We start from the raw sequence: 13,126 nt of genomic DNA on the forward strand, positions 1-13,126 counted from the left end.
CGATCAGTCAAGTATCTCCGGGTCACCGATTGGCTTCGATCCGTGGCCAGTTGTGGACGGAGAGCGGTCTCTTTGTAACGGATTCTTGATAAAGACCAAGCGGAATCGCGCTTCAAGAACGCTGTAGTCTCACGGCAGTTGATATCGGTCACAGCGGTGCACGGGGCCCGCTACTCGGTGTCGTTCCGCATCAGCTCGGGGTGAAGACGCCCCCCACAGTCGAGACACCCTCATGAAGGAGGCCCGGTGTCCACGAACCAGGTGGACGCGCCCGTCCGGCCCGCCCAGGAGCGGGGTGGGATTCGGGGTTTCGCCGACCGTTGGCCCTTCCGGCGCAAGCTGAACCTGCTGGTCGGTGTGCCGCTCGCCGTCATCGCCGTACTGCTCGCCTACGTCTTCACCGATCTGGTGCAACAGTCCAGCAGCGCGGAGGACGCGGCACGGATGGTCCGGGACAGCACCCAGGTGGCGCGGCTCGTGGACAAGGTCGAGGCGGAGCACCAGCAGGCGATCCTGCTCTCCGCCCGGTACGAGTCCGGGTACAGCACCCCCTCGCGGGCCGCCTACCGGGCGGCCCAGAAAGCGGTGACCGACCAGCTCCGCAAGGTCCGTGACGCCTTCGGCGACCGGCTGCCGGACAGCGAGTCCGACGCCCTGCGGCAGGTCGAGGGCCTGTCCAGCCTGCGCGAGTCCGTAGAGCAGTCGTACCTGCCGGCGGACAACATCGACCCGGCGTACAGCAACGCGGCCAACGACCTGATCGACGGCCTCGGTCTGGACCGCAACGCCAACCTCGCCGCCACCTTCACCGGCAACCTGCTGGACTCGCTGCTGCGTGCGGACGCCGCCCACGGCGCCTTCGAGACCAACGTGCTGGCGGCCACCACCGGGGACACCAACGCGCTGATCGAGTTCACCAACGCGGTCGGCGCCTACGACCTGTACCAGCACCAGGCCCAACGCTTCACCCGGTTCGCCACCGAGGGGCAGGCGGCCCAGCTGGCCTCCGTCGAGCACACCAAGGCACAGGGCAAGATCGCGGAGTCCTACGCCGAGCTGCAGATCGACCCCAGCAAGCTGGAGGCGGGCAGCCAGGACGCCATCCGGCGGGCGGTCAACGACGCGCTGACCGACTACCCGGACTATCTCGTCCAGGCCACCGCCCGGCTGAACATCACCGCCTCGCTCATCGGCCAGATCGCCGACCGGGCCGACGCCACCGCCGACTCGGCCAAGTGGCGCGCCATCTACCTGCTGACCGGCACCCTGCTCGGCTTCGTCCTGTGGATCACCCTCGCCGCGCTGGTACGGCGCTCGGTGATCCGCCCGGTGCAGGCCCTGACCGGGGTCGCGCACGAGGTCGCCGAGGTGGCGGGCCGCGAACTCGCCCGGGTCGCCGACGACGACACCGAGGACGACAGCCCGCCCCGGCTGCGTGACATGCCGGTGACCGCCCGCGACGAGATCGGTGACCTGGCCGCGGCGTTCAACCAGGTGCAGACCACGGCCGCGGCCCTTCTCGAACGCCAGGTGCTCAGCCGCCGCAACACCGCCGAGATGTTCGGCAACGTCGGCCGCCGGGTCAGCAACCTGACCACCCGTCAGCTCGCCTTCATCGACGCGGTGGAGCGCGCGGAGACCGACCCGGCCCTTCTCGAACGCCTCTACTCCATCGACCACATCGCCGTCCGCCTGCGCCGCAACGCCGACAGCCTGATGCTGCTGGCCGGCATCCGCGAGACCGTGCTGGCCTCCGGGCCCACCCCGCTGTCCAACGTGGTCCGGGCCGCACTCGGCCAGATCGAGGGCTACCAGCGGGTACGGCTGTACGCCGGCACCGACGTCATGATCGAGCCGGACATCATCGGCGACCTCACCCTGATGGTGGCCGAACTCCTGGAGAACGCGGTGTCGTTCTCGCCGGAGGGCAGCCCGGTCGAGGTGACCGTCCGCACCAACGACGACGGCGCGCACATCGTTGTCACCGACCACGGCCTGGGCATGAGCGCCGAGCGGCTGGTCGAGGAGAACGCCCGGCTGATCCGCCGTGAGCGCCTCGACCTGGTGCCGACCAAGGTGCTCGGCCTGTTCGTGGTGGGTGCGCTGGCCCGGCGCTGGGAGATCGGCGTCGAGCTGACCCGGACCCCGGGCGGCGGTGTCACCGCCGAGGTGACGCTGCCCTCCCGCCTGTTGCTGACGATGAGCGCGGTGGCCGACACCGCCGGCGCTCCGCTCGCCGTGGAACCGACGGCGCCGGCCGAACCGACCGGGCCGACCCCCGCCGCCTCGGTCCCGGCCGCCGTCGAGCCCGAGGGCCCGCTCCCCCGCCGGGTGCCGCGCCGCGAACCGGCCGCCGAGGCACAGGCCGCAGCGGTCCCGCTGATCCCGGCCGACTCCGCCGACGGAGCGCGCCCGCTGCGCCGCCGGGTACGCGGCGCGACCCTCCGCGCCACCGTCGGCGCCGCCCAGACCCTCGCCCAGCCTCCGCGCAACCGTGACGCCGAAGCCGAGCGGGACGCGCTGGAGGAGTTCGAGGCGGCGGTGGAGCGTGCCCGGCGCGAGAGCGACACCGGAAGCCATGAGCGGCCCGCGCCGCACCCCGAGACCAACCCGCCGCACCACCAGATCCACCTTCCGGAAGGAGCCGAGCAGTGAGCACGTCGACAGGTGACACCCCGACGGGCGGCGCCGCCACGCCGACCGACCTGCAGGCGGCCGCAGCCGACTTCACCTGGCTGCTGAACCGCTTCGCGACCGAGACAGCCGGCGTGGTGGACGCGATCGCCGTGTCCTCCGACGGTCTGCTGATCGCCGTGTCGGAGCTGCGTGAGCGCGCGCACTCCGAACGGCTGGCCGCGATCGTCTCCGGCATCACCAGCCTGGCCGCCGGTGCCTCCGGCAACTACGGCCTGGGCGGTCTCAACAAGGTCATCATCGACCTGGAGGGCGGCCATGTCATCGTCTCCGCGATCGGCAGCGGCGCCGTGCTCGGCGTGGTCGCCGACAACGAGGCCAAGCTCGGCAACATCGCCTACGAGATGACTCTGTTCGCCAACCGGGCCGGTGCCGCGCTCAGCCCGCAGCTGGTCCTGGAGCTGAAGAACAGCGTCGGCGTCCCACAGACGCGCTGACCGGCGGAGCCGGTCGAGAGAGGAAGACACAGCCATGGCGGACGGCTTCCCGCCCCCGGGCCCGGACCCGGTCGGCCCCGCCCCCGCCGTACGGCCGTTCCTGGTCACCGCCGGCCGGGTGGCGGACAGCGCCTCCGGACCGGCGATGCCCGTCGAGACCCAGGTGGTGGCGACCACCGCCGGACTCGACGCGCTCGCCCGGCTCTCCTTCGAGCAGCACGACATCGTCGCCGCGTGCCGGATTCCGCAGTCGCTCGCGGAACTGGCGGCCCGGCTGCGGCTGCACCTGAACGTGGTCCGGGTGCTCGCCGAAGACCTGCGCGAGGCGGGGCAGCTGACCGTGCATGTGCCCGACTTCGAAGCCACCCACGACTCGTCCGTCCTGCGCAGGGTTATCGACGGCCTGCGGGCCATCCCAGACTCCCGAGGGGTACTCCGTGACACCGACTGACTCGCTGACCCGGGGGACCGGGCGTACGGCCGTCCGGCCGCCGCTGCCGGTGAAGATGGTCATCGCGGGCGGTTTCGGCGTGGGCAAGACCACCGCCGTCGGCTCGATCTCGGAGATCGAGCCACTGACCACCGAGGCGTCGATCACCGAGGTCGCGGCGGGCGTGGACGATCTGACGCTCACCCCGCGCAAGACGACCACGACCGTGGCGATGGACTTCGGCTGCATCACCATCGACCCGACGCTGAAGCTGTACCTGTTCGGCACGCCCGGGCAGGAACGGTTCGGCTTCATGTGGGACGACATCGTCGAGGGAGCGCTCGGCGGGCTCGTGATCGTGGACACGCGGCGGCTCGACGACTGCTATGCGGCGGTCGACTACTTCGAGCACCGCGGGATTCCGTTCGCCATCGCCATCAACGCGTTCGACGGGCATGTCGAGCACACGCTGGACGAGGTGCGGTGGGCGCTGGACGTCGCGGAGGGGACCCCGCTGGTCGTCTTCGACGCGCGTGAACGGGGTTCCGTTCGGGATGCGCTGCTCGTTGTGCTGGAACTGGCGCTGGCGCGGCGTGAGGGGTAGTGCGGCCTGGGGGGTAGTGCCGCGGGTGGGGAACTGCGGCTACCGCCGCGTGGGGCTGGTCGCGCCCACGCGGCGGTAGCCGCATATTCAGTACAGTCCCGCGCCCCTGACTCAGCTGCTCCGCCGTACGCCAGGAGACACCGTCAGTCTCTGTACCGCCCAGAAGATGCCCAGCGTCGCCAGGGCCATCGCCGCCACCAGGGTGGCGCCGCCGACGACCTTCTCGTAGTTCTTCTGGTAGAGGCCGTCGATGATGTAGCGGCCCAGGCCGCCCAGGCTGACGTACGCCGCGATCGTCGCCGTCGAGACGATCTGGATGGCCGCCGAACGCAGGCCGCTGAGGATCAGCGGGAGGGCGACCGGGAGTTCGACCTGGAAGAGGACGCGTGCCTCCGGCATGCCCATGCCGCGCGCCGCGTCCACCGGGGACGGGTCGACCGAGCGCATCGCCTCGTACGTCGTGACCAGGATCGGCGGTACGGCGAGGATCACCAGCGGGATCATCACCGGCAGCATGCCGAAGCCGAGCCAGATGAACATCAGGACCAGCAGGCCGAAGCTGGGCAGCGCCCGGCCGGCCGTGGCGATCAGGGCGAGGGTGTTGCCGCCGCGGCCGTAGTGGCCGGTGATCAGGCCGATGGGCAGGCCGATGACCGCCGCGTAGGCGAGCGCCTTCAGCGAGTACTGGATGTGCTCCCAAAGCCGGGTGGGGATGCCGTCGTAGCCGTGCCAGTGCGAACTGTCGCTGAAGAAGGCGTGGATGAAGTTGAGGACGTTCACCGGGTGCTCTCCTTCGGCATCCAGGGCGTCAGCACACGGCGCAGGAGGACGAGGAGGGCGTCCGCCAGGATCGCCAGCACGGCCGTCGTCACCACGGAGTTCACCGCCAGCTCGGGACGGTGGTAGATGTTGGCGTCGTTGAGCAGGTTGCCGAGGGCGCCCTGGTTGCCGATCAGCATGCCGACGCTGACCAGGGAGATGCTGGAGACGGTGGCCACCCGCAGGCCCGCGATGATCGCGGGGACGGCGATCGGCAACTGCACCTGGAAGTAACGGCGTACGGGGCCGAGGCCCATGGCGGTGGCGGCGGCGAGGGTCTCGGCCGGGACCGAGCGGACACCGTCCACGATCGCCGGGACCAGGACCACCAGGCTGTACACCGCGAGCGGGATCATCACCGTCGTCTCGGTCTGGCCGGTGTAGTCGATGAGGACGACGAAGAAAGCCAGCGAGGGGATGGCGTACAGGATCGTGGTCACGCCCAGGACCGGCGGGTACAGCCAGCGGAAGCGCACGCAGAGCTGGGCGATGGGCAGGGACACCAGCAGGCCGGCCAGGACCGGGATGAGGGCCTCGCGGAGGTGGAGGCCGATCAGCCCGAAGTAGGTGTTCTGGAGGTCGCTGGGGATGTCGAAGAAGCCGCTCATCCCCCGACCTTCGTGTGGTCGCGGCCCTCGGCGTGGGCGGTGCGGATCGCGGCGCCGATGACCTGCTGGGAGACGACGCCGACCGCGCGTCCCTCGCCGTCCACGGCCACCGCCCAGCCGGTCGGCGAGAGCACGGAGCCGTCGAGGGCGGCGCGCAGCGAGTCCCGGCCGGGCACGAACGGCCGCCCGTACGGCAGCAGCCGCTCCGGGTCGATCGATCCTGCGGTGAGGGCGCGCGGCTCGCCCCAGCCCAGCGGCCTGCCGTCCAGGTCCGTCACGAGGAGGTAGGGGGCGTCCGTCGCGGTGCGGGCACCGAGCTTGGCGGCGTCGGCGTCGACCGGGACGATCGGGGCGGTCTGCAACGCGAGGTCCGCGGAGGGGAAGAAGGACAGCCGGCGGATGCCCCGGTCGGCGCCGAGGAAGTCCTCGACGAAGGCGTCGGCGGGGTCGGTGAGCAGTTCGGCGGGCGGCGCGTACTGGGCGAGGTGGCCGCCGGTACGCATCACGGCGACCATCGTGCCGAGTTTGATCGCCTCGTCGATGTCATGGGTGACGAAGACGATGGTCTTGCCCAACTCGCCCTGGATGCGCAGGAGTTCGTCCTGGAGGCCCTTACGGACCACGGGGTCCACGGCGGAGAACGGCTCGTCCATCAGCAGGACGGGCGGGTCGGCGGCGAGCGCCCGGGCCACGCCGACGCGCTGCTGCTGGCCGCCGGAGAGCTGGTACGGGTAACGCTTGGCGAGGGCCGAGTCCAGGCCCACCCGGTCCATCAGCTCGGCCGCGCGGACGCGGGCCTTCTGCTTGCTCCAGCCGAGCAGCCTGGGCACCGTCGCGATGTTGTCGATGATCGTGCGGTGCTGGAAGAGACCGGCGTTCTGGATGACGTAACCCATCGACCGGCGCAGGGTGTTGACCGGCTGCGCCTGGATGTCGGCGCCGTCGAGGAGGATACGGCCCTCGCTGGGCTCGACCATCCGGTTGATCATCCGCAGGGTCGTCGTCTTGCCGCAGCCCGAAGGGCCGACGAAGACGGTGATCGAGCGATCCGGTATCTCCAGGGAGAGTCGGTCGACGGCGACCGTACCGTCCGGATACCGCTTGGTGACTGAATCTATCCGTATCAAAACGCCGAACGCCCTTCGGGTGTGGCTGAGACTGCCCAGTTTTCGACCACGGTCGCCGTGGTGCAGGCCGTTGCGGGGAGAGTCTAGACCGCAAGTGTTTCAGCACTTTGGCGGCTGACTGGTCGTCTTCAGTCTGTGACCTGCCGCCCCGCCCCGGGCCGCTTCCTGGGCGCCCGACCGGCGCCCGCTGTGCGGAACCTGTGAGTTCCCTGATTCTCATTCCCCGCTCAGTGAAGCCTCACGGCCACCCCAGACAGCGCCTCGATCGTCATGGTCATGAACGAAACGAACGCGGGAGGCGTCCGGCGCCGGTCGGTCGAGATCGTGGTGCCGGTCCACAACGAGGCCCATGTCCTCGCCGACAGCATCGGCCGTCTCCACGCATACCTCGAGGACTCCTTCCCGTTCCCGTTCCGCGTCACGATCGCGGACAACGCGAGCACGGACGCCACCTGGACGATGGCGACCGACCTGACCCTGCGCCTGCCGCACGTCCACGCACGGCGCCTGGAGGAGAAGGGCCGGGGCCGCGCCCTGAAACACGTGTGGAGCCGGTCCACGGCCGACGTCGTCGCCTACATGGACGTCGACCTCTCCACCGGCCTCGAAGCCTTCCTGCCGCTCGTCGCCCCGCTGCTCTCCGGGCACAGCGACCTCGCCATCGGCAGCCGGCTGCACCGGCAGTCGGCGGTGGTGCGCGGCCCGAAGCGGGAGTTCATCTCGCGCTCCTACAACCTGCTGCTCACCGCGGGCCTCGGCGCCCGGTTCTCGGACGCGCAGTGCGGCTTCAAGGCCGTGCGCACCGGGGTCTTCCGCGTCCTCGCCCCGCACATCGAGGACACCGCCTGGTTCTTCGACACCGAACTCCTCGTGCTCGCCCAGCGCAACGGGCTGCGCGTGCACGAGGTCCCGGTCGACTGGGTCGACGACCCCGACAGCCGGGTCGACATCGTCCGCACCGCCGTCGACGACCTCAAGGGCATGGGCCGGATGTTCCGGGCCACCGTCACCGGCCGCACCCGCGTCCCCGCCGTACCCCGCCGTACCACCGTCCCGCAGCACGTCGCGGTCCTGCCCACCGCGGCGGCCACCGCCACCGAGCCCCTGGAGTACGCGTCATGACGACCCTCGCCCCGCCGCCCACCCCGGTCCAGGACGGCCGGCACCGGTCCGCCGCCCCGCCGGTCTCCCGCGCCAGAAGGCTGTTCATGAGCGCGCCCGAGGACCCGCGCTGGGCCCGCCCCGCCCTGTGGGCGATCCTGCTCCTGGCCACCGCCCTGTACGCCTGGAACCTCTCCTCCGTCACCGGCAACACCTTCTACAACGCGGCCGTCTACTCCGGCACCAAGAGCTGGAAGGCGTTCTTCTTCGGCGCCCTGGACTCCGGCAGCTTCATCACCGTCGACAAACCCCCCTTCGCCCTGTGGGTGATGGGCCTGTCCGCCCGCGCCTTCGGCTACGGCACCTGGCAGTTGATGCTGCCGATGATCACCGTCGGAGTCGGCTCGGTCGCCCTGCTGTACCGGCTGGTCAAGCGGGACTTCGGGGTCGCGGCGGGCACGATCGCCGCCCTCGTCCTGACCCTCACCCCGATCACCGTCGCCATCAACCGTGACACCAACCCCGACCCGGTCCTGGTCTTCCTGATGCTGCTCGGCGCCGCCGCGCTGCTGAAGGCGGTACGCACCGGCAGGCTGCTGCCGCTGGTGTGGTCGGCGGTGTCGATCGGCTTCGCGTTCAACACCAAGATGATGCAGGCGTACGTCGTGCTGCCGGCGTTCTTCCTGGTCTATCTGTGGGCCGCGAACGTGTCGTTGGGCCGGCGCGTCCGCAACCTCGCCGTCGCCACGGTCGCGTTGCTCGTGAGCAGCGCGTGGTGGATGGTGATCGTCGACCTCATCCCGGCCTCCTCGCGGCCCTACATCGGCGGCTCCACCGACAACACCGTGTGGGACCTGGTCATCGGCTACAACGGCTTCGGCCGGATCTTCGGGGCGAGTTCCTCGGTGGGCTCGGCCGGCAACGGCGCCGGCTTCGGCGGCAGCTCGGGCCTGTACCGGATGTTCAACGACATCATGGGCGGCCAGATCTCCTGGTTGATCCCGTTCGCCGCGATCGCCCTGGCCGGCGCGCTGGTGCTGCGCGGCCGGGCACCGCGCACCGATGCCAGGCGGGCCGCGCTGATGCTGTGGGGCGGCTGGTTCGTCCTGCACTTCCTGACCTTCTCCCTCGCCGAGGGCACCTTCCACCCGTACTACGTCACCGCGATGGCCCCCGGGATCGCGGCCGTGGCCGGCGCGGGCGGGGTGATGCTTCACAACGCCTTCCGCGACGGCTCGGCCGCCAAGTGGGGTTGGGTGCTGCCGGTGGCGGTCGCCGCCAGCACCGTCTGGGCGGTCTTCCTGCTCCAGCGGGTCTCGGGCTCCGGCACGGTGTACACGGTCGCCGAGGTGGTGGCCGCGCTGGGCGGTGTGCTGGCGGTGACCGGGCTGCTGGTCGGCCGGTTCACGCAACGGCGGAGGCTGATGGGCTTCGCGGCGGTGGCGGCGATCGTCGCCCTGCTGGCCGGCCCGGCCGCCTACTCCGTCTCTGCTGCCACGACCGCGAGCACCAACGGCACCAACCCGACGGCCGGCCCCAGCACCGGGGGCGGTATGGGCGGCGGCGGTGGCCAGCGACCGAGCGGCAGCGCACCGAGCGGGACCGGGACCGGCACCGCCCCAAGCGGTTCCGGCGGGCAGTCCATGGGGCAGCCCCCGACCGGCACGGGAAGCACGGGCACCGACTCCGGCTCCAGCTCCGGCACCGACTCCAGCTCCAGCTCCAGCTCCAGCTCCGGCTCCGGCTCCGGCTCCAGCAGCCAGTCGCAGTCCGGTCGGACCGCCGGAGGCATGGGCGGCGACACCCAGGTCAGCTCCGCGATGATCACGTACCTGAAGAAGCACCAGGACGGCGCCACCTGGCTGGTCGCGGTGGCCACCGACCAGACGGCCTCCTCGATCATCCTGGAGTCCGGTCAGCCCGTCATCTCCATGGGCGGCTGGTCCGGCAGCGACGACGCGATGACCCTCGCCAAGCTCAAGAGCCTGGTGAAGGCGGGCAAGCTGCACTACATCGTCGTCAGCAGCGACGGCGGCCAGGGCACGAACTCGGAGATCGCGACCTGGGTGAAGAAGCACGGCAGCGCGGTGAGCGCCTACAGCGGTCTGTACCGGCTGGACGCGTCCGACGTCGGCTGACACTCCCCTACGGACCAATGGGCGGGCTGCCACCGGCAGCCCGCCCTTCCTGCATGCCCGCTCTGCCGGCCGCTTCGCCGGACCACGCGAGGTCGACGACGAACACCCCCGGGGACGCCTCGTGGGAGGAACGCCGGATCCGCTCGGCCAGCCTCGACGGCCAGCGGGTCTGTTCGTTCCAGCGAAGCCCGCCCAGCCTTGCCGTATCAAGGTTGTCGGCCCACCCGAGGTCCGCGCCTTCGAGATTCGCCGCCAGTTCCTCGAATTCCCGCTGTGCGTCGGCGAGGGCCTGGGCGAGGTCGAGGCAACGGACTCGGATGCGGTCCAGAACACCGTCGAAGTCGCAGTCCTGTACCCGGTCGAGGAACTGATCGAGGTCGAGAACACTGTCGAAGACGCGCACCAGGTCGGCCGCGATGTCCTTGTCGAGGGTGCGAGCGAGTTCGAGGGCGAGATCGCGGTCGAGCGAGCGCATCAGATCGGCGGACAGATCGAGGACGCGGGCGCGGATCCGGTCGAGGCCGACGGCCACCGCGTCAAGGACCTTGCCGACCAGATCGCGCGAGGCCGGTCGGTCGGGGACCGGCGACGGCTACGCGGCCGACCGCCCCGTATCCGCGACGGGCAACCCCGCAGATCGCAGCACAGCGTGCTCGGTGTCCACCACGAACACCTCGCAGCCCGGCCGCCCCGCCGCCCACGCGGCGCCCTCGGCCCCCATCGCGAAGGCGGCGGTCGCCACGGAGTCGGCCTCCGTCAGGGTCGGGGCGACGACGGTGACGCTGAGCAGGCCGGTGGCCGGACGGCCGGTACGCCCGTCGATGATGTGGTCGCCGCGCTCGTAGCGGGCGGACGTGGCGACCGCCCCGTCGGCGAGTGCGAGGACCGTGCACAACTGGCCGGCGTGCTCGGGGTGCCGTACCCCCACCCGCCAGGGCCCGCCGGAGGCGACCACGTCACCGCCGGCGTTCAGCACGAACCGGCGCGCCCCGGCCGCCGACAGCAGATCCGCCGCCCGCTGCACCGACCAGCCCTTGACCACCGCGCACGGGTCGAGGCCCCGCCCCGGCAGCCGTGCGTCGAACGCGCCGCCCGTCGCCAGCCGGTACTCCTCGCACAGCGCGAGCACCTCGGCGAGGTCCGGGCTCACCTCGGTCTCGGAGAGTTCACCCCGGTCGAGCCGGGAGACCTCGCTGTCCGGCTTGAACGGGCTGAACCGCTCGTCGACTTCGCGCAGCCAGGCGAAGACGGCGTCCGCCGCGCTCTCCGGGGCGTCCTGGTCGTCGATCCGCAGGGAGACCGGGAAGCCCATGACGTGTTCGACTCGGCGCACGGTCAGCCCTTCGCGTCGATCGCGGCCTGGAGGGACTCCCGGTAGCCGTCACTGGTGATCGTCGCGCCCGACACGGTGTCGACGTCCGCGCTCTGCGCCTTCAGCGTCTCCGAGATCAGCACCGGGACGGCCGCCGTGGTCTGCGGGTGGTTGGGCTGCTGGAGCATGCTCACCGCGGTGATCTTGTCGCCGTCGAAGGTCACCTGGACCTGGACGGGACCCTTCTCGGTGGTGACGGTGGTGCCCTTGACAACCGTGCCCGAAGCGCCGGTCGCGGAGGTGGACGGGGTCGTGACGGGCTGCTCGGCGGTGGTGGTCGTCGTACCGCCGACGGACGGCTCGTAGCGCCAGACGGGGATCAGGCCCGCGATGCTCAGGGCGACGACAGGTATGGCTCGCTTCACGGTGTCTCTCTCATCCCGCCAGGCTGAAACGCTCGAAGTGGATCTGCGGCTTGGGCACGTCCAGGTCTCCCAGGCTGCGCAGCACCGCGTTCATCATCGGGGGCGGCCCGCACAGGAAGACGTCCCGGTCGGCGATGTCCGGCACCAGCTGGATCAGCTCGCGCGCGGCGAGTTGGTCGGGCACCGGCGGGCCGGTGACCAGGTGGAGTTCGGCACCCTTGGCGACGGCGAGGTCGCGCAGCTCGTCGTAGAGGACGGCGTCCCGGTCGGTGGCGACGCGGTAGATGACGACCGCGTGGCCGTCGAGGTCCTCCAGGAGGGCGCGGATGGGGGTCACGCCGACACCGCCCGCGATCAGCAGGGACTCGGTCCGCCGGCGGTGCAGGGTGGTGAAGGCGCCGTAGGGGCCCTCGGCGAAGACCCGGGTGCCGACCTTCATGTGGCGCAGGGCGGCGCTGCCGTCACCGGCGGCCTTGGCGGTCAGGCGCAGGGTGCGGCCGTCGGGGGCGGCGGAGAGGGAGAAGGGGTTCGCCTGCCACCAGCGGTCCTTCGTCAGGAACCGCCACAGGAAGAACTGGCCGGCCCGCGCGCCCAGTTTGTCGAGGTCACGGCCGGTGATGTGGACCGAGACCACGTTGTCCGACTCGGGGACGACGGCGGAGACCCGGAACTGGTGGCGGTAGTTGCGCCACAGGGGCAGGACCAGTCGGCCCAGGGCCACCGAGCCGAGCGCGACGCCCCACACCGCGTACCAGTACGCGGTCGCGGCGGACGACGCCGTGAAGGTCGTACCGACCGCGACCTGGTGGGTGAAGGCGAGCACCATGGCCACATACGTGTACAGGTGGACGAAGTGCCAGGTCTCGTAGGCGAGCCGGCGGCGGGCGTAGCGGGCCGAGACGGCGCCGACCACGAGGATGATGCCGAGGGCGACGACGGCGCGGAGCACGCCTTCGGTCGTCTCGGCGAGGTCGACGATCTCACTGACCGGGCCGACGCCGGCGCCGTCGGCGTAACCGAAGGTGATGAAGACGGCGTGCCCGAGCAGCGTCCACAGCAGGGTGAAGCCGGTCCAGCGGTGCCAGGAGGTCAGCCGGTCCATGCCGATCCGGCGGTCCAGCCAGGGCAGCCGGGCCACCAGCACCAGCTGGAAGGCCATGACGAGGGCACCGTACAGGCCGAGGAAGCGGCCGATGACGATCAGGGCGTTGGAGGCGAAGCCGGACTGGGCGAAGAAGTAGGCGACCACGGCCGCGTTCACGGCGAGCACGGCGTACAGGCTCGTGCGGGCCACCACCCTGGGGCGTATCGCCGTGGGGGGCGCAGGGGGCGATTGGACGGTCGTCACGGGTCGGCAGCTCCTTGATCGGGTCCTGGGACTCGAGCTTCACCCGTGACTGCTGTCGTTTTCCTGTCGGGCTGCTTTCAACT

13 protein-coding genes are annotated in these 13,126 nt (G+C 70.9%); 6 read left to right on the plus strand and 7 right to left on the minus strand.

Annotated elements, in window-relative coordinates; all coding sequences use genetic code 11:
* The first annotated feature begins 246 nt into the window (after positions 1-246).
* Genes AB0N16_RS02060 through AB0N16_RS02075 form a run of 4 tightly spaced genes read left to right on the plus strand, consistent with a single transcriptional unit; the run spans position 247 to position 4,165 of the window.
* Positions 247-2,655 carry an ATP-binding protein gene (locus AB0N16_RS02060; protein ID WP_365792056.1) on the plus strand — a complete coding sequence of 803 codons (2,409 nt, stop codon included), beginning with the start codon at positions 247-249 and terminating at the stop codon, positions 2,653-2,655.
* On the plus strand, positions 2,652-3,131 hold the full coding sequence (locus tag AB0N16_RS02065) for a roadblock/LC7 domain-containing protein (RefSeq protein WP_351325995.1): 480 nt from the start codon (positions 2,652-2,654) through the stop codon (positions 3,129-3,131). The genes AB0N16_RS02060 and AB0N16_RS02065 overlap by 4 nt, the downstream gene beginning before the upstream one ends.
* A 34-nt stretch (positions 3,132-3,165) precedes the next feature.
* Positions 3,166-3,582, plus strand: a complete 417-nt coding sequence (locus AB0N16_RS02070; RefSeq protein WP_351710291.1) for a DUF742 domain-containing protein — start codon at positions 3,166-3,168, stop codon at positions 3,580-3,582.
* Positions 3,569-4,165: an ATP/GTP-binding protein gene (locus tag AB0N16_RS02075; protein ID WP_351729130.1), complete on the plus strand. Its 597-nt coding sequence runs from the start codon at positions 3,569-3,571 to the stop codon at positions 4,163-4,165. The genes AB0N16_RS02070 and AB0N16_RS02075 overlap by 14 nt, the downstream gene beginning before the upstream one ends.
* A 111-nt stretch (positions 4,166-4,276) precedes the next feature.
* Here AB0N16_RS02075 and AB0N16_RS02080 read toward each other — a convergent pair whose 3' ends face one another.
* The 3 genes from AB0N16_RS02080 to AB0N16_RS02090 are packed head-to-tail and all read right to left on the minus strand — an operon-like array spanning position 4,277 to position 6,719.
* A complete protein-coding gene (locus AB0N16_RS02080; protein WP_365792059.1) occupies positions 4,277-4,945 on the minus strand; it encodes an ABC transporter permease in 669 nt (222 codons plus the stop codon).
* A complete protein-coding gene (locus tag AB0N16_RS02085) occupies positions 4,942-5,592 on the minus strand; it encodes an ABC transporter permease subunit (protein WP_365792061.1) in 651 nt (216 codons plus the stop codon). Before AB0N16_RS02085 ends, AB0N16_RS02080 begins: the two co-directional genes overlap by 4 nt.
* The gene (locus AB0N16_RS02090) at positions 5,589-6,719 is read right to left on the minus strand and encodes an ABC transporter ATP-binding protein (protein ID WP_365792063.1); all 1,131 of its coding nucleotides are present in this window, start codon (positions 6,717-6,719) and stop codon (positions 5,589-5,591) included. The genes AB0N16_RS02085 and AB0N16_RS02090 overlap by 4 nt, the downstream gene beginning before the upstream one ends.
* Positions 6,720-6,995: 276 nt before the next feature.
* Between AB0N16_RS02090 and AB0N16_RS02095 the strand changes: the two genes are divergently transcribed.
* On the plus strand, positions 6,996-7,841 hold the full coding sequence (locus tag AB0N16_RS02095) for a glycosyltransferase (protein ID WP_365792065.1): 846 nt from the start codon (positions 6,996-6,998) through the stop codon (positions 7,839-7,841).
* The gene (locus tag AB0N16_RS02100; RefSeq protein ID WP_365792067.1) at positions 7,838-9,958 is read left to right on the plus strand and encodes a glycosyltransferase family 39 protein; all 2,121 of its coding nucleotides are present in this window, start codon (positions 7,838-7,840) and stop codon (positions 9,956-9,958) included. The genes AB0N16_RS02095 and AB0N16_RS02100 overlap by 4 nt, the downstream gene beginning before the upstream one ends.
* A 7-nt stretch (positions 9,959-9,965) precedes the next feature.
* Here the strand turns inward: AB0N16_RS02100 and AB0N16_RS02105 are convergent, their stop codons facing one another.
* The 4 genes from AB0N16_RS02105 to AB0N16_RS02120 are packed head-to-tail and all read right to left on the minus strand — an operon-like array spanning position 9,966 to position 13,043.
* Positions 9,966-10,490 (minus strand): hypothetical protein, encoded by a 525-nt coding sequence (locus AB0N16_RS02105; RefSeq protein WP_365792069.1) that lies wholly within the window; start codon positions 10,488-10,490, stop codon positions 9,966-9,968.
* Between the two features lie 60 nt (positions 10,491-10,550).
* On the minus strand, positions 10,551-11,291 hold the full coding sequence (locus AB0N16_RS02110; RefSeq protein WP_365792071.1) for an FAD:protein FMN transferase: 741 nt from the start codon (positions 11,289-11,291) through the stop codon (positions 10,551-10,553).
* A gap of 2 nt (positions 11,292-11,293) precedes the next feature.
* On the minus strand, positions 11,294-11,695 hold the full coding sequence (locus AB0N16_RS02115) for an FMN-binding protein (protein WP_365792073.1): 402 nt from the start codon (positions 11,693-11,695) through the stop codon (positions 11,294-11,296).
* Positions 11,696-11,705: 10 nt separating this feature from the next.
* The gene (locus AB0N16_RS02120; protein WP_365792075.1) at positions 11,706-13,043 is read right to left on the minus strand and encodes a ferredoxin reductase family protein; all 1,338 of its coding nucleotides are present in this window, start codon (positions 13,041-13,043) and stop codon (positions 11,706-11,708) included.
* Between the last annotated feature and the right edge of the window lie 83 nt (positions 13,044-13,126).

The organism is Streptomyces sp. NPDC051105, from assembly GCF_040682795.1.
Classification (GTDB): domain Bacteria; phylum Actinomycetota; class Actinomycetes; order Streptomycetales; family Streptomycetaceae; genus Streptomyces.